This window comes from Streptomyces sp. NPDC002817, from assembly GCF_053592055.1.
Genome location: NZ_JBSFUY010000006.1, coordinates 351,171 through 367,848 on the forward strand (window position 1 = coordinate 351,171; position 16,678 = coordinate 367,848).

9 protein-coding genes and 1 pseudogene are annotated in these 16,678 nt (G+C 71.4%); 5 read left to right on the top strand and 5 right to left on the bottom strand.

Features of this window, described 5'->3' with window-relative positions; genetic code table 11:
- Positions 1 to 44: 44 nt before the first annotated feature.
- On the top strand, positions 45 to 1,250 hold the full coding sequence (locus tag ACWD3I_RS15085; RefSeq protein WP_365411974.1) for a cysteine desulfurase-like protein: 1,206 nt from the start codon (positions 45 to 47) through the stop codon (positions 1,248 to 1,250).
- 22 nt (positions 1,251 to 1,272) lie between these two features.
- Here ACWD3I_RS15085 and ACWD3I_RS15090 read toward each other — a convergent pair whose 3' ends face one another.
- Positions 1,273 to 2,094, bottom strand: coding sequence for a DUF1684 domain-containing protein (locus tag ACWD3I_RS15090; RefSeq protein ID WP_365411977.1), 822 nt, complete (start codon positions 2,092 to 2,094; stop codon positions 1,273 to 1,275).
- Positions 2,095 to 2,253: 159 nt separating this feature from the next.
- Here ACWD3I_RS15090 and ACWD3I_RS15095 point away from each other — a divergent pair, with 159 nt between their 5' ends.
- From ACWD3I_RS15095 to ACWD3I_RS15110, 4 genes and pseudogenes are all read left to right on the top strand, one after another.
- Positions 2,254 to 5,628, top strand: coding sequence for a pyruvate carboxylase (locus ACWD3I_RS15095; RefSeq protein WP_365411980.1), 3,375 nt, complete (start codon positions 2,254 to 2,256; stop codon positions 5,626 to 5,628).
- A 72-nt stretch (positions 5,629 to 5,700) separates the two neighbouring features.
- Positions 5,701 to 6,985, top strand: a pseudogene (locus ACWD3I_RS15100) (MFS transporter); the annotation flags it as partial.
- A gap of 49 nt (positions 6,986 to 7,034) precedes the next feature.
- The gene (locus ACWD3I_RS15105; protein ID WP_365411983.1) at positions 7,035 to 7,952 is read left to right on the top strand and encodes a TIGR01777 family oxidoreductase; all 918 of its coding nucleotides are present in this window, start codon (positions 7,035 to 7,037) and stop codon (positions 7,950 to 7,952) included.
- 75 nt (positions 7,953 to 8,027) lie between these two features.
- A complete protein-coding gene (locus ACWD3I_RS15110; RefSeq protein WP_365411986.1) occupies positions 8,028 to 9,581 on the top strand; it encodes an MFS transporter in 1,554 nt (517 codons plus the stop codon).
- Here ACWD3I_RS15110 and ACWD3I_RS15115 read toward each other — a convergent pair.
- The 4 genes from ACWD3I_RS15115 to ACWD3I_RS15130 all read right to left on the bottom strand — a co-directional run bounded on the left by ACWD3I_RS15115 (position 9,570) and on the right by ACWD3I_RS15130 (position 16,624).
- Positions 9,570 to 10,307, bottom strand: a complete 738-nt coding sequence (locus tag ACWD3I_RS15115; RefSeq protein ID WP_365411989.1) for a helix-turn-helix transcriptional regulator — start codon at positions 10,305 to 10,307, stop codon at positions 9,570 to 9,572. The two genes, ACWD3I_RS15110 and ACWD3I_RS15115, sit on opposite strands and share 12 nt — an antisense overlap.
- A gap of 258 nt (positions 10,308 to 10,565) precedes the next feature.
- A complete protein-coding gene (locus ACWD3I_RS15120) occupies positions 10,566 to 11,318 on the bottom strand; it encodes an SDR family NAD(P)-dependent oxidoreductase (RefSeq protein ID WP_451084100.1) in 753 nt (250 codons plus the stop codon).
- A 9-nt stretch (positions 11,319 to 11,327) separates the two neighbouring features.
- Positions 11,328 to 14,246 carry a glycosyl hydrolase 115 family protein gene (locus ACWD3I_RS15125; RefSeq protein ID WP_365410902.1) on the bottom strand — a complete coding sequence of 973 codons (2,919 nt, stop codon included), beginning with the start codon at positions 14,244 to 14,246 and terminating at the stop codon, positions 11,328 to 11,330.
- Positions 14,247 to 14,569: 323 nt separating this feature from the next.
- A complete protein-coding gene (locus ACWD3I_RS15130) occupies positions 14,570 to 16,624 on the bottom strand; it encodes a calcium-binding protein (RefSeq protein WP_365410896.1) in 2,055 nt (684 codons plus the stop codon).
- Positions 16,625 to 16,678 lie beyond the last annotated feature (54 nt).

Sequence of the window (16,678 nt, forward strand, 5' to 3'; positions counted from 1 at the left end):
GGTTGACTGCGAGCCCCGGCCCGGAACCACGACAGGAGCCCTTCGTGACGTACGACATCACCGCCCTCCGCTCCCAGTTCCCCGCCCTGGCCGCCGGAACGGCCCACTTCGACGGCCCGGGCGGCACCCAGACGCCCCGGCCCGTGATCGACGCCATCGCCGACGCGCTGGCGCAGCCGCTGTCGAACCGGGGCAGCGTGACACTGGGGGAGCGCAACGCGGAGACCCTCGTCACCGAGGCCCGCCGGGCCATGGCCGACCTGCTGGGCGCGGACCCGAGGGGGATCGTCTTCGGCCGCAGCGCCACACAGCTCACCTACGACTTCTCCCGCACCCTCGCCGACACCTGGTCGCCCGGCGACGAGGTCGTCGTCACCCGCCTCGACCACGACGCCAACATCCGCCCCTGGGTCCAGGCCGCCGAGCGGGTCGGTGCCACCGTGCGCTGGGCCGACTTCGACCCGGCCACAGGCGAGTTGACCCCTGACGACATCGGCGCCGTGCTGTCCGACCGCACGCGCCTGGTCGCCGTCACCGCCGCCTCCAACCTGATCGGAACCCGCCCCGACATCGCGGCGATCTCCCGACTCGTGCACGAGGCAGGCGCGTTCGTGTACGTCGACGGTGTCCATCACACCGCTCACAGTCTGGTCGACCTGGAGTCGCTCGGCGCGGACTTCTTCGTCTGCTCCCCGTACAAGTTCCTGGGCCCCCACCACGGAGTCCTCGCCGCCGCTCCGGAGCTGCTGGAGACCCTGCGCCCCGACAAGCTGCTGCCCTCCACCGACATGGTCCCCGAACGGTTCGAACTGGGCACCCTGCCCTATGAGTTCCTCGCCGGGACCAGGGCGGCCGTCGACTTCATGGCCGGCCTCGACGCCACGGCGACCGGCTCCCGACGCGAGCGTCTGGCCGCGGCCTTCGCGGAGCTCGAAGCGCACGAGCAGGCCCTGCGCACCCAGCTCGACAAGGGTCTGGCCGCGCTCCCCGGCATCACGATCCACTCCAGGGCGGCCGACCGCACCCCCACCCTGCTGTTGACCTTCGAGCACCACGCCACGACCGACGCCTACCGCTTCCTCGCCGAGCGCGGCATCCAGGCCCCCTCCGGCTCCTTCTACGCCATCGAGCCCTCCCGCCACCTGGGCCTCGGCGACACCGGCGGCCTCCGCGTCGGCCTCGCGCCCTACAACGACTCGCAGGACGTCGACCGGCTCCTGGCGGGGCTCGGAGAGTTCCTGGCACGCTGACGGGCCGTTCGCCGGCCCTCCGTCAGGGCTGTCCGCCCCGCTCCAACGGGATCCGCTCGCCCGCCTCGACCGCGACCGGCAGCCGGTTCTCCGCCGGCGGCAGCGGGCAGGTGGCCAGGTCGGTGTAGGCGCAGGGCAGATTCGCGGCGCGGTTGAAGTCGAGCGTGACCTTGCCCCCGGCGTCGGGAGCGGCGATCTGCAGCGAGCGGTTCGCCGCGTACGTCGTCACGCCCGAGGTCCTGTCCGTGAACAGCACCATCAGCGCGCCGGGCCCCCTGCCGTTGAACGCCGTGAGCCGGTGCCGCGCGCCGGCCAGCTCGAACTCGACCTGGCCGGGGGAGTCGTACACGTGCTCAAGGCCCTCGACGGCGGCGCCCACGGTCACCGGGCGCGGCCCGGGGAAGGGCAGGAAGCGGCCGGAGACCACCCAGCGCGGGTCGGGGGCGTAGGCCGGGGTCCGGGTGAAGGACGTACGCAACGGGTTGTCGGGGTGGCGCGGGCGCACGATGTCGTGTCCGCCGCGCCTGGCGACCTCGATGACCGCGTCGCCCGCGCCCACGTACACGCTGTCCCGTTCCGCGACGACACCGAAGTCGTACCGGCCGCGCACCGGCTCCCCGTCGACGGTCAGCTCCTCGCCCTCGTCCAGCTCGACCACCACCCCTTCGGCGGTGCTCGACCAGGCTCCGGGCGCGTCCTCGAACCGCTCCGGCTCCGGGCCCAGCCAGTGGAGGCCGGTGATCGCGAGGAAGCCGTGCGGGCCGGAGAGTACCGCCTCCTTCTGCCGGTGCCACTCCTGCCATTCCTGTGCGAAGCTCACTCGGTCGACGTCCTGGACGGTCATGTCCGCTCCCTCGCGCTGCGGTGGTGGTGCTCCGTGCAACCGCCGTACCGTCGCAGATCATCCCCAAACGGCAATCCGCGCGTGACCCGGCTCTCATGGCACGACGGAGACATTGCCGAGACGATGGTGGGCGTCACAGGCAGGCCGAAGGGATCCGGAATGCTCCGCAAGGTACTGGTAGCCAACCGTGGTGAGATCGCGATTCGCGCGTTCCGAGCCGGTTATGAGCTGGGCGCGAGGACGGTCGCCGTCTTCCCCCACGAGGACCGCAACTCGCTGCATCGGCTCAAGGCCGACGAGGCGTACGAGATCGGCGAGCCGGGACACCCGGTGCGGGCCTATCTCTCCGTCGAGGAGATCATCCGGGCCGCCCGTCAGGCGGGCGCCGACGCCGTCTACCCGGGCTACGGGTTCCTGTCCGAGAACCCCGAGCTCGCGCGGGCCTGCGAGGAAGCCGGCATCACCTTCGTCGGGCCGAGCGCGGAGATCCTGGAGCTGACGGGCAACAAGGCCCGCGCCGTGGCCGCCGCCCGGGCGGCCGGCGTACCGGTGCTGGGCTCCTCCGAGCCCTCCAGCGACGTGGACGAGCTGGTGCGGGCCGCCGAGGACATCGGGTTCCCGGTGTTCGTCAAGGCCGTCGCGGGTGGTGGCGGGCGCGGTATGCGCCGCGTCGAGGACCGCGCCCAGCTGCGGGAGTCCATCGAGGCGGCGGCCCGTGAGGCGGCCTCCGCGTTCGGCGACTCGACGGTCTTCCTGGAGAAGGCCGTCGTGAACCCCCGGCACATCGAGGTGCAGATCCTCGCCGACGGCCAGGGCAACGTCATCCACCTCTACGAGCGCGACTGTTCCCTCCAGCGCCGCCACCAGAAGGTCATCGAGCTGGCCCCCGCGCCGAACCTCGACCCGGAGCTGCGCGACCGGATCTGCGCCGACGCCGTGCGCTTCGCCCGTGAGATCGGCTACCGCAACGCCGGCACCGTCGAGTTCCTGCTCGACCCGGCCGGCAACCACGTCTTCATCGAGATGAACCCGCGCATCCAGGTCGAGCACACGGTCACCGAGGAGGTCACCGACGTCGACCTCGTCCAGTCCCAGCTCCGCATCGCCGCCGGCGAGACCCTGGCCGACCTCGGGCTGTCCCAGGAGACGGTCGTCCTGCACGGCGCCGCACTCCAGTGCCGTATCACCACCGAGGACCCCGCCAACGGCTTCCGCCCCGACACCGGCCGCATCAGCGCCTACCGGTCGCCCGGCGGCTCGGGCATCCGCCTCGACGGCGGAACCACCCACGCCGGTACGGAGATCAGCGCGCACTTCGACTCGATGCTGGTCAAGCTCACCTGCCGGGGCCGGGACTTCGGCACCGCCGTCAAGCGCGCCCGGCGTGCCGTCGCCGAGTTCCGGATCCGCGGTGTGGCCACCAACATCCCGTTCCTCCAGGCCGTCCTCGACGACCCGGACTTCCAGGCGGGCCGTGTCACCACGTCGTTCATCGAGCAGCGCCCGCACCTGCTGACCTCCCGCACCTCGGCCGACCGCGGCACGAAAATCCTCACCTACCTCGCCGACGTCACGGTGAACAAGCCGCACGGCGAGCGCCCCGACCTGATCGAGCCCACCACCAAGCTCCCGCGCCTCACCGGCGAGGTGCCCCCGGCCGGCTCCAAGCAGAAGCTCACCGAGCTCGGCCCCGAGGGCTTCGCCCGCCTGCTGCGCGAGTCCCCGACCATCGGCGTCACCGACACCACGTTCCGCGACGCCCACCAGTCGCTGCTCGCCACCCGCGTCCGCACCAAGGACCTCCTCGCGGTCGCCCCGGTCGTCGCGCGCACCCTGCCCGAGCTGCTGTCCCTGGAGTGCTGGGGCGGCGCCACCTACGACGTCGCCCTGCGCTTCCTCGCCGAGGACCCGTGGGAGCGGCTCGCCGCGCTGCGCGAGGCCGTCCCCAACATCTGCCTCCAGATGCTGCTGCGCGGCCGCAACACCGTCGGCTACACGCCGTACCCGACCGAGGTGACCGACGCCTTCGTGCAGGAGGCCGCCGCCACCGGAATCGACATCTTCCGCATCTTCGACGCCCTCAACGACGTCGGCCAGATGCGCCCGGCGATCGAGGCCGTACGGGAGACGGGCACCGCGATCGCCGAGGTCGCCCTCTGCTACACCTCCGACCTGTCGAACCCGGACGAGCGGCTCTACACCCTCGACTACTACCTGCGGCTGGCCGAGCAGATCGTCGAGGCGGGCGCCCACGTCCTGGCCGTCAAGGACATGGCCGGACTGCTCAGGGCCCCGGCCGCGGCGACCCTCGTCTCCGCCCTGCGCCGGGAGTTCGACCTCCCCGTCCACATCCACACCCACGACACCGCGGGCGGCCAGCTCGCCACCTACCTGGCCGCGATCCAGGCCGGTGCCGACGCCGTCGACGGGGCGGTGGCCTCCATGGCGGGCACCACCTCGCAGCCCTCCCTGTCGGCGATCGTCGCCGCGACCGACCACTCCGACCGCCCCACCGGCCTCGACCTGCGGGCCGTCGGCGACCTGGAGCCGTACTGGGAGAGCGTCCGCCGGATCTACGCCCCCTTCGAAGCGGGCCTCGCCTCCCCGACCGGTCGCGTCTACGACCACGAGATCCCCGGCGGTCAGCTCTCCAACCTGCGCACCCAGGCCGTGGCCCTGGGCCTCGGCGACCGGTTCGAGGACATCGAGGAGATGTACGCCGCCGCCGACCGCATCCTCGGTCACCTGGTGAAGGTCACCCCGTCCTCGAAGGTGGTCGGCGACCTCGCCCTGCACCTCGTCGGCGCGGGGGTCTCCCCGGAGGACTTCGAGGCGACGCCGGACCGGTTCGACATCCCCGACTCCGTGATCGGCTTCCTCCGCGGCGAGCTGGGCACCCCGCCCGGTGGCTGGCCGGAGCCCTTCCGCAGCAAGGCGCTCGAGGGCCGTGCGGACGCCAAGCCCGCACCTCAGCTGACCACGGAGGAGCGCGACGGACTGGAGAAGGACCGGCGCGTCACCCTCAACCGCCTGCTCTTCCCCGGCCCGACGCGCGACTTCGAGACGCACCGCCAGTCCTTCGGCGACACGAGCGTCCTGGACAGCAAGGACTTCTTCTACGGCCTGCGCCCGGGGAAGGAGTACGCCGTCGACCTCGAACCCGGCGTCCGTCTCCTGCTGGGCCTGGAGGCCATCGGCGAGGCCGACGAGCGCGGTGTGCGCACGGTGATGTCCACCCTGAACGGCCAGCTCAGGCCCATCCAGGTGCGCGATGCGGCCGCCGCGTCGGATGTTCCGGTCACCGAGAAGGCCGATCGCTCCAACCCCGGCCATGTGGCCGCCCCGTTCGCCGGAGTGGTGACGCTCGCGGTCGCCGAGGGCGACGAGGTCGCGGCCGGCGGCACGATCGCCACCATCGAGGCGATGAAGATGGAGGCCGCGATCACCGCCCCCAAGGCGGGCAAGGTCGCCCGGCTCGCCATCAACCGGATCCAGCAGGTGGAGGGCGGCGATCTGCTTTTCGTGATCGGCTGACGGCCGCACATGGTGAGGGCGAGGACTCCGGAACCCGTGATCCGGGTCCTCGCCCCGAGCGCGCCGCGTCGCCTGGCCCTGGCGGCTGCCCTGATCCTGGGCGGCAGGCTCGGTGACCGTCTGGGACGGCGCACCTTCTACCTGATCGGCGTCGCCGGATCCACCCTCGCCTCCGTCGCGATCGGGCTCGCCGGCTCGATCGAGGGCGTGATCGTCTTCCGTGCGGTCCAGGGCTTCTTCGGCGCCCTGCCGATGCCCAACACCCCCGGTCTGCTGCACGCGGTGTTCCCGCCGAGGAAGTTCGGCATGGCGGTCGGCATCTGGGCCATGGTCTCGTCCGTGTCCACCGCGCTCGGCCCCATCGTCGGAGGTCTGCTCGTCCAGCACGTCAACTGGGAGTCCGTCTTCTACATCAACGCCCCCATCGGCGTGATCGCCCTCGTCCACAGCGCGCTCGTGCTGCCGCAGAGCAGGAACACCGCGGACGCGGGGGAGAAGTTCGACATCCCCGGCGTCGTGCTGCTCGCCGTGGGGCTGCTCGCCGTCGTGTTCGGTGTGGTCAAGGGCGAGACGTGGGGCTGGACTTCGGCCGGTACCCTCGGCGCGATCGGCGCGGGCGTGGTCGTCCTGCTGGTCTTCGGCCTCTACGAGACCCGCGTCGCCCACCCGCTGCTGCCCATGCGGCTGTTCCGCAACCCGGCCCTCACCGTGGGCACGGTCATCACCGCCCTGAACTTCTTCGTCCTGCCCGGCACTTCTTCGTCATGCTCTACCTGCAGAACGTGCGCGGTTTCTCCCCCGTCGAAGCCGGCGTCCGCACCGTGCCGTTGAGCCTCGCCTCCGTGGTCGCCTCCCCGCTCGGTGCCGCTCCGACCGAGCGGTTCAGTGCCCGGTTCACCATGCCGCTGGGCGTGCTGCTTGCCTGGGCGTCGGCATGGTGATGTCCGCCTCCTCGGAGGCCATCGTGGGCAACGCCCCGGTGCGGGACGGCGGTGTGGCCGGAGGTCTTCAGGCCACCGCGCTGCAGATCGGCGGCGCACTCGGCACCTCGGTCCTGGTCTCCGTCATCAGCAGCCGGGTGGGCTCCGCCCTCACCGGCGAACTGACCGACGCCGGGGTGCCCGCGCGGCCGGCGCACGGCCTGGGCGAGGCCAGGGACGCGGTGGCCATGGGGGTGGCGCCCGTCTCCGACGCGATGCCGGCACAGCTGAGGGTCGCGGTGGTCGAGGGCAGCCACGACGCGTTCATGAACGGCGTGCATACGGCGGTGCCGGCGACCGGTGTCCTCGCGGTGCTGGGCGCGATCGCGGCGGCGATCGGGGTGCGGCGGGCTCCGGCCGTGGAGCACGGAGTATGATGCTTTAAGTCTCAAGCACCTGGCGTGTCCCTCCGGATCGAGGTCCCCCATGCACGTAGTCATCAGCGGTTCTTCGGGATTGATCGGCGGCGCCCTGGCCGCGTCGCTGCTGGACGACGGGCACCGGGTGACCCGGCTGGTCCGCCGGGAGCCGCGGTCCCGCGACGACGGCAGCGCGGAGGCGCGGTGGGATCCGCAGGCGGGCCTGCTGGATCCCGCCGTGCTCGAAGGCGCGGACGCGGTGGTCGGGCTGGCCGGGGCCGGCGTGGGGGACCGCCGCTGGACACAGACGTACAAGAAGCGGATCCGCGACAGCCGCGTCCTCGGCACCACCGCCCTGGCGACGGCTATCACGGGCTGCGAGAAGCCGCCACCGGTGTTCGTGTCCGGTTCGGCCGTCGGCTACTACGGCGAGACCGGCACGGCCGAGGTCGACGAGTCGGGCGCTCCCGGCCGGGACTTCCTGGCCGGTGTCTGCCAGGAGTGGGAGTCGGCCGCACAGGGCGCCGGCGCGGTCGGCACGCGGGTCGTGAACGCACGCTTCGGCATCGTCGTGTCGCCTCGCGGCGGGGCGATGGGACGCCTGCTGCCGCTCGCCCGCGCGGGCCTCGGCGGGCGCCTCGGCAGCGGGGACCAGTACTGGAGTCACATCTCCCTGACCGACGCGGTCCGCGCCCTGCGCCACATCGTCGCCACGGACGGCATCACCGGACCCGTCAACATGACATCCCCGCACCCCGCCACCAACCGCGACGTCACCGCCGCCGTCGGCAGGGCCCTGCATCGGCCGACCGTTCTCGCGGTGCCGGGCTTCGCCCTGCGGCTCGTCCTGGGCGAGTTCGCGGACGGCATCCTGATGAGCCAGCGCGTGGTGCCGGGTGCCCTGCCGGCCTCCGGCTTCACCTTCGAGCACCCGACCATCGACGCGGCGCTCGCCGCGGCAGTCGGTCGAGGGGCAATGGGCTGATCGAGTGGTGACGTTCTTGAGGCAGGCGTACGGTCGAACAGTGGACGCCACTGTTCACTGAAAGCGCGATACCTCATGACCAGCAACCCGCAGCCGACTTCAGCAGCTCAGGCCACCACCGGGAGCACCGGCGGTGGCGGAAACGGCATGGCGCTGCTGGTCATCGCCTCGTGTCAGCTGATGGTGGTCCTCGACATCACCATCGTGAACATCGCGCTGCCGGACATCCAGCGCTCCCTGGACTTCTCCACCACCAGCCTGGCCTGGGTGGTCAACGCCTACACCCTCACCTTCGGCGGTCTGCTGCTCCTCGGCGGCCGCGCCGGTGACATCCTCGGCAGACGGCGGGTCTTCATCTGCGGCGTCCTGCTCTTCGTCCTGGCGTCCCTGCTCGGCGGGTTCGCGCAGAACGAGGCCCAACTCCTGTCCGCACGCGCCCTCCAGGGCGTGGGTGGCGCCATCGCCTCCCCGACCGCCCTCTCCCTGATCAGCACGACCTTCCGCGAAGGCCCGGAACGCAACCGGGCGTTCGGGGTGTTCGCCGCGGTCTCGGCGGGCGGCGGAGCGATCGGACTGCTCGCCGGCGGCATCCTCGTCGAGTATCTGAACTGGCGATGGGTGCTCTTCGTCAACGTCCCCATCGGACTGCTCATCGCCCTCGCCGCGCCCCGTTGGATCAAGGAGTCCGAACGCCACCCGGGCCACTTCGACATCGCCGGCGCACTGACCTCCACCGTCGGCATGGTCCTGCTGGTCTACGGGTTCATCAGAGCCGCGCAGGAAGGCTGGCGGGACGCGCTCACGCTGGCCTCGTTCGGCGCGGCCGTCGTCTTCCTCGCGCTGTTCATCATGGTCGAACGGCGTTCCCGGCAGCCGATCACACCGCTGCACATGTTCGCCGACCGCAACCGCGCGGGCACCTACGGCATCATGCTGTGCCTGGCCGCCGCGATCTTCGGCATGTTCTTCTTCCTCACCCTGTTCGTGCAGAACGTCCTGGACTTCAGCCCGTTGGCCACCGGGTTCGCCTTCCTGCCGGTCAGCGCGGTCATCGCGGTCGGCGCCGGGCTGGCCTCGCGGTTCCTGCCCGTCTACGGGCCCAAGCCGTTCATGGTGGTGGGCGCGATCCTGGCCGCGACGGGACTGGCCTGGCTGACCCTGACCGATGTCCACTCCACCTACGCGGGCAGCGTCCTCGGACCGATCCTCGTCTTCAGCCTGGGCATGGGCATGGAGTTCGTCTCGCTCACTCTGATGGCGCTCTCCGACGTGCCCGTCCAGGAGACCGGCGCGGCCTCCGGACTCCTCAACGCCACGCAGCAGGTGGGCGGTTCGCTGGGACTGTCCATCCTGGTCACGATGTTCGGCACGGCCAGCACCAACGAGGCGGAGAAGCAGGTCCCGCGCTTCCTGGAGCAGGCCACCCCGGCCGAACTCCTGCAGTTCAAGCGCACCGGGCAACTGCCCGGCCACTGGGGCGACGAGGTCCTGACCGCCGGAGTCTCGGCCGCCTTCGTCGTGGCGGCGATCTTTACCGTCGTCGCCGCGCTGATCGCCGTCTTCGCCATCCAGGTCCGCCCGTCCGACCTGGAACGCCTCAAGGGCGACGGCGTGCCCTCACCCCCGTGAGGCCGGCGTGGGGACAAGACCCAACCGCTGGGCGCGCAGCACCGTCCCGAGCCGGTCATGGGTGCCGAGCTTTCGGTAGACGTTCGCGACATGCTTGTGCACCGTCCGCTCGGATATGCCGAGGCGGCGGCCCATGGCGGCGGCCGTCAGCGCGTCGCCCAGCAGGAGCAGCACGGTCGACTCCCGCGGTGTCAGCCCCACGTCGTCGCCACTGGGCACGACCACCCGCTGTAGGAGCTGCCGTTGCTGCTCTATCCCCGCCAGCAGCGGCTGAAGCCGTCCCGCGACGACAACTTCCTCATCGGTGAAGTCCCGCCCGGAGCGGTAGACGATGCAGCCGGTGATCGGCGCCCTCGACTGCGGCAGCGGAATCCCCAACGCGTGGTCCACGTCCATGATGTCGTCGAGCAGCCGCGCGGTCGGGCTCGCGGACCACTCCCGCCCGGCCGCCCGACGCGCCGTCACCGGCGCCCGGTCCGGGCTCGCCCCGTAGTGCCGCGCGAAGGGGTACCCGGTCCGCAGCAGCCCCGTGGCCTCGTCCCCGAGCCCGTCGAACTCCGGGGCCACACCGGGCGACAGACCGAGCGTGCCCCCGCTCTCGCTCCAGTCGTCCAGCTTGTAGATCAGGACCTCGGCCCCGATGAGGTCCGGCAGCGCACCCGCGACCAACGGCCACAACCGCCCCGGATCCCGCTCGTGGAGTGCGGCGACAGCCACCGCCAGCATGCGTTCGTAGGCTCCGACCAGCCCCTGTGCCACGTTCGTGCTCCACTCGTTCGCATACGCAGTTGTACCCATACCTGCGCGACCTCTTGCCCCTCCAGAATGCAACAGAGCAACAGCGACGTTCTCGTGTACTCCAGCACATCGGCGCTCCGGCGACCGCAGGCAGGGAAGAACAGGCTCGGAGGGGATGCCTGGATCTCTCCCTCTCTCCGTGCGGACCGCCGGCACGGGGGACCGGCGGTCCGCACGGAGCTCTCCCTACGGTCCGTCCGGCCGCATCGCGTCCGAGATGGACTTGACGCCACCGTGAGCCGTGAGACCGCCGTCCACCGGAATGTCCGTCCCGGTGATGAACGAGGACTCGTCGGAGATCAGGAAGACCACGAGCGGGGCGATGTCGTCGGCCCTGCCGCTGCGCCCGAGCGGCGTCTCGCGGATCGTCGTCGCACGGAACGCCTCGGTGGCCGCGGCCGTCATCTCCGTCTCGATGTAGCCCGGATGGATCGTGTTGACCCGGATGCCTCGCGGCCCCAGCTCCATCGCCGCGATCCTCGACACCCCGCGCAGCGCCCACTTGCTGGCCGTGTACGCGACCGGGTAGTAGCCGGTCAGCGCGGCGGACGAACCGACGTTGACGATCGACGAGCCCGGCGGCATCAGAGGGGAGAGCTGCTGGATGCCGAGCAGGGGACCGGTCGTGTTGACCGCCTGGACCTGCGCCATGTCCTCGGGGCTGACCTCCCCGAGCCGCCCGCGCTGGATGACGCCCGCGTTGTTCACCAGGCCGTGGACATGCCCGTATGTCGCTCTCAACTCGGCGGCCAGCTCGGCCCAGTCGGTCTCGTTGCTCACGTCGAGGCGACGGCAGCCGTCGCCCTCCGGCCGTACGTCGGTGGCGATCACCTCGGCCCCGGCCCGGGCCAGGGCGGCCGCCTCCGCGGCGCCCTGACCACGGGCCGCGCCCGTGACGACCACGACTTTCCCGGCCAGCCGGGATGTGCTCTCACTCATGCGGGCAACCTACTGCCCCGGCACGTCCAGCCCCGGCTGGTAGGCGGGCTCGGGGTTGAACACCGGATGATAACTCTCGGGCGGGGCAAGGTAACTGACGGGCAGCCCACCGGTGTCGACGACGATCTGGTCCACGGCGATCGCCGCGTCCACCATGAAGATCCGCAGAATGTGGTCACCGGCTTCGGTGACGGTCACGTTCGCCGTCAGCTTCTCGACGCCGTCCTCGACCTGACGCGCCCACGCGTCCCCCCGGTTGCCGGTGGCGACCGACTGCCCGCTGAGAACGGTGGCCGGCCGGTCGTCGAGCGCGACGGCCACCCGGCGTCGGCCGCGCTCGTCGAGGGAGGGCAGCCGGAACACGGTGACCGGGAAGGTGCCCGTGCTCGCGAACCGCACCCGGTATCTCAACTCCGGTGCCCGGTCGGCGAAGTCCTCGGTGATCGAGGCGGCCGTCGACGGGATCGCCTCCATCGCACCCGTACGACGACCCAGCCCCCGTACGACCCGCCAGCGCGCCCCGCCCCGCGCCACCCGCTGCGCGAAGTGCGCGGCGTCGATCGACACGAACCCGTTGGCCTCGACGAACCCCCGGGCTCGCCGCAAGGCACGCTCCCCGTCGTTGACCACCCGCACCGGCACCTCGGCACGCTGTCCGGCCCCGGCGAAGGCGACCGTCGTGTCGAGCGTGCCCTCGGGTGCCCGCGCCCAGTCGATCTCGACCCACACGCGGGTCTGTTCGGTGAGGGATCCGCCCGCGGAGCTCAGCCGGAGCCAGGAGGCGCCGGGCTCGGCCGTCCAGTCCAGGGGGAGGAAGCCGGTGTTGAAGACGTCCACGAACCGACGGTCGCGGGTGGCGGAGGAGAAGGACAGCGGCCGGGCGGCCCCGGTCTCGTTCCCCTCGGCCGCCACTCCCAGCCCCGAGGTCTCGCGTCGGGCGACCCTGGTGACGCTCGGCCGCCCCGGTGCCTTGGGGATCTGCGAGGGGTACGGGTTCACGATCCCGTCCCACTTCCCGCCCGCCACCTCGGTGTTGTACCGCTTGGTGAGTGCCACCTCCTGGGCGTGGGCGGCCTCGGCCAGGTCCGCGAACCGGTTCGTCCCCGCACCGCGCCCCTGCGTCACGGCCAGCCCGTTCCGGTCCGCCCAGTAGTACTTGAGGTTCATCAAGTAGGCGCCGTGGACGGGGTATTCGACCAGTTCGTAGAACGCGTCCCGGTATGCCTCGGGCAACTCGGCGCCCACCGCCCGCACCCGCTCCAGCAGCCGGTCGTAGGCACCCAGCCGGCGCCCCGCCTCATCGCCGTGGTGGATCACGGACAGGATGCCGCGGGCGATGAACTCCGGCCGCAGCTCCGCCGCCAGCCGGTAGTACTCGGTGCGGATCGCCGCGATCTCCCGCCGGTGCAGGCGCCCGAACTGCCGCCCGGCCCACTCGGCGAGGAAGTCCTCGACGTCGTCGGCGTCCCACCGGTCCACGTCCCAGGCCATGTCCATGGAGAAGGACAGCCCGGTCTCGATCGACTTGAGGTCACCCACGTTGAAGATCCACATGCGGTCGACGCCGTGCTCGTGCACCCGGCGCAACTCCTGCCAGACCTTGGCCAGTTGAGTGGTGTCCAGCCATAGATAGCTCTTCGGACGGCCCCAGTAGGAGAGGTGGTAGTAGATGCCGTTGCCACCCGGGCGGGCGCGCTCCGCGTCGTTCGGCAGCTGGCGCATGTTGCCGTGGTTGTCGTCCGGCCAGATCAGTGTCACGTCCTCGGGGACCTGGACGCCCGCGTTGTAGAGGTCCAGAACCTCCTTGTACGGGATGAAGATCTGCGGCTCGGCCGCGGCACCGACCTCCTCGGTCAGGGTCCGGCGCTGGTCGGCGATGATGTCGTTCATCACCACGACCTTCTCGGGGATCGTCGTCGCGTACTTCGTCTCCAGCGCGCTGTCGTGCAGCCCGCGCATGCCGAGCGTCCAGCTGCTCTCGTACGCCGCGTTCTGTCTCGCCCGGGCTCTCCAGTAGTCGGAGATGACCGCGGGGTTCACGGTGTAGTCGTACACCGGCGGGGTGCCGTCCGCGTTCGGGTGCTCGGCCGCCCACGGTTCCCACTCGTGGACGCCGTTGCGCAACAGCGCCTCGGGGTGGCTGGAGCCGACGACGATGCCGTAGCGGTCGGCCAGTTCGGGGTTCTTGCGGTGCTTGTTGAAGAAGTCGGAGTAGGGGTGCATGGCCGGCCACAGGTAGTTGGCCTTGAGCCGGAGCAGGAGCTCGAAGACGCGCTTGTACGTCTCGGGGCCGATGTTCTTGTCGGTCTCCTGGGTGCGGTGCGACCAAGTGGTCAGGTTCTGCTCGTCGTTGATGAAGATGCCGCGGTAACGGACGGACGGCTCACGCCGTTTGAAGGTGTCCGCCGGGACCGTCACGGTGTCACGGCGCTCGACCGGCACGTCGGCCCACCAGTACCAGGGCGAGACCCCGATGCGCTCCGAGGTGTCGTAGACGCCGTAGACGGTGCCCCGCCGGTCGCTGCCCGCGATGACCAGGGCACGCCGCACACCGGGCACCGGGCGCTCCACCACCTGGGTCACGGAGGCCTCCCAGCGCCCCCGGACCCCGGAGACGTCGAGCCGCCCGGCCTCGACGAGGCGGTCGATGACCGGACTCGAGCCGATCGTGCCCACCAGGACCAACCGGTCCGCGTTCGTGGGCAGTTCGTGCAGCAGCCCCGGCCGTACGCCGCCGACCCGCTCGATGTCCGTCTGCAGATCGCCGGCGGCGCGGATCACGGCGGGGTCGTCGACGGCGTCCACGAACACGTCGACGGCGGCACCCTCACCCACCAGTGGGAAGTCGGGCCGGCCGGAGTCCGCGGCCAGGGCGGTCGCGGCGGGCAGCAGCCCGGGAAGCAGGGGAGCCGCTCCTACTGCGGCCATTCCCCGCAGGAAGGACTTACGGGTCCAGGACGTTGACTGGCCGTTCGGTTCGTGGTGCGGCACGGAACGCTACCTTTCCGCGCCGGTCCGCGCCGGTCCGCGTCGGCTCGCGCACGGAACTGTCGGCGGAGCTCGGCGCATGACGGACTGGCTGGCATCTTAGAAAGCGCTTGCTGTGCAGCCTAGGCCAGGGTTTCCCGGGGCGTCCAGAGTGGTGCGTGGGGTGACTTGGGAGGCCGGCCACTGTCGCGGACGCGTGGCGGAGAACGCGGCGGCGGCCCTCGGGGACATGGAGGACCGCCGCCGGGTGGCTGTGCCGGGGATCAGGGGCAGCTGATGCGGATGTCGCCCGCGTCGGTCGTGCAGGTGTCCGTGTTGAAGCCGCCGTTGGCGGTGTCGTTGCCGGAGACGCTGTCGACGGTGTTGAGGTTGTCGGTGCCGTAGTTGCCGATCAGGTTGTCGTTGCCGGGGCCGCCGTTGAGCGTGTCGTTGCCGAACTGGCCGTCGAGGCGGTCGTTGCCGTATCCGCCGTGGACGGTGTCGTTGCCGTAGCTCGCGTTGACGGTGTCGTCGCCGCCGAGGGCGCAGATCACGTCGTTGTTGTAGGTGCCGGTGAGGGTGTCGTTGCCGCTGGTCCCGATGCGGGTGCAGGCGCGGGCGTTGTTGACGGCGGTCGTCTTGGTGGCCGTGTTGTTGGCGGCGGCCGGGTCGGTCGTGGTGGCGGCGACCGTGGCACGGTCGGTGAGGGTGCCGGTGGCGCGGGGTTCCACGACGATCGTCACCGTGGCGCCGGGGCCGGCGGCGGAGATGCTGCCGAGGGCGCAGGTGGCACCGGTGGCGGTGATCGTGCAGCTGCCCTGGGTGGTGGTGGCGGAGACGACCGAGGCGGCGAGCCCGCTGAGCGTGTCGGTGAGGGTGACGCCGGTCGCCGTGGTGCCGGCGGTGGTGTTGGTGACCGCCACGGTGTAGGTGGCACGGTCACCGATGCTCACCGTGCCGGTGCCGCTCTTCGTGACCGAGAGGTCCGAGCCGCTCGGAGGCGGTGGTGTGCTGCCGCCGCCCTGGAAGCGGGCCAGCGCGAAGTCGCTGTTCGGGCCGCCCGCGCCGGCGGCGACGATTCTGCCGGCGGAGTCGAGCTTCACGCCGCGTGCCACGTCGACGCCGCCGAAGTCCGCGGTCGCCTGACCGGCGGTGCCGAAGCCGCTGTCCAGGCTGCCGTCGGTGTTGTAGCGCAGGACGGAGAAGTTGCTGCCGCCGGTGCCGGCGGCGACGATCCGTCCGTCCGGCTGGAGCACCATGTCGGCGGCACCGGCGGCGGGCGTGAGGACCCGGCCGTCGCCGTCGAAGCTAGTGTCCAGGGTGCCGTTGGCGTTGTAGCGGGCCAGCGCGGCCCGGGTGTCGCTCCCGCCCGCCGCGACGATCCTGCCGTCGGGCTGGATCGCCAGCGCCTCCACACCGTCGTATCCGCCGAAGTCGGTGCGGACGATGCCGTCGCCGTCGAAGCTCGTGTCCACGCTGCCGTCGGTGTTGAAGCGCATCAGGGCGAAGTCGAAGCGGGTGGAGCCGACCTCGCCCCCGACGACGATCTTCCCGTCGGCCTGCAGGGCCAGGGCACGGCCGTCCCCGCCCTCCTGGAGGTCAGGTCCCGCCGGGTTGGCGGTCACCGTGCCGTCGCCGCCGAACGTGCTGTCCGGGGTGCCGTCGCCGGTGAGCCGGAGCACGGCCATGTGGCCCCCGGTGTAGCCGGCCGCGACGATCCTGCCGCTGGAGTCGATCGCCACGTCGAGGGCCTCGGTCGGGCCGGCGATGTCGGCGAAGACCCGGCCGTCGCCGCTGAAGGTGTCGTCCAGCGTGCCGTCGGCGTTGTAGCGGACCACCACGAACCAGCAGCAGTTCTCGTACTCCCGCCAGCTGCTGCCCACCACGACGATCTTGCCGTCGGCCTGGAGCACCACGGCGTGGGCGTCGCTCCACTGGAAGTTCGTGTCCATGTTGTTGACGGCGGTCGTCACCGTGCCGGCGCTGTCGCCGTCGTGGCCGCCGAAGCCGGTGTCCAGGGTGCCGTCGGCGTTGTGGCGGGTCAGCGCGAAGCGGCTCTCCAGCACCGACTCGTCGGTGGAGGTGCCGACCGAGACGATCTTGCCGTCGGACTGCACCGCCACGTCATTGGCGTGATCGTCGTCGGCGAAGCCGGTGAGGACCTTGCCGTCGCCGCTGAAGCCGGGATCCAGGTCGCCCGGGGCCGCGAGGGCGGTGCCCGGCAGGATCAGGACCAGTGCCAGGACGGTGGCCGCGACGGTCCCGGCCCGGGCCAGGAGGGACCGGCGGCGACGTCCGTCGTGTCGGCGCCGTGCTGACCGCACATGAGGTGTGAACATGCGCGACAGCCTTCCGTCGCCCGCACACACAGGCGGCCACCACGAGCGGCGTTG